Annotated in this window: 1 protein-coding gene; it reads left to right on the top strand. The window is 61.2% G+C overall.

The features are described from left to right. Positions 1-273, top strand: a 273-nt coding sequence (locus LDK53_RS22055; RefSeq protein ID WP_225288076.1) for an RHS repeat-associated core domain-containing protein, incomplete at both ends; no start/stop codon positions are given.

Below are 273 nucleotides of genomic sequence, written 5' to 3'. Positions count from 1 at the left end.
GTTCAACACCGACCTGAACGGCGCGCCGCTGGAAGTGACCGACGAGCGTGGCGCGGTGCGCTGGAGCGGTCAGTACGGCAGTTTTGGCGAGGTACGCCACCAGAGCGAAGGGGTCTCACAGCTTATGAATCGCTCGGCGATGGCACACCAGCCGCTTCGCTATGCCGGGCAGTACGCTGACGGTAAAACGGGGCTGCATTATAACCTGTTCCGCTACTACGACCCACAGGTCGGGCGGTTTATTGTGCAGGATCCGATTGGGTTGAATGGCGG

The organism is Enterobacter sp. K16B (genome assembly GCF_020216105.1).
GTDB classification, from domain to species: Bacteria; Pseudomonadota; Gammaproteobacteria; order Enterobacterales; family Enterobacteriaceae; genus Enterobacter; species Enterobacter sichuanensis.
The sequence above is the reverse complement of the archived record's forward strand: the minus strand, read 5'-3'. Positions and strand labels throughout refer to the sequence as shown.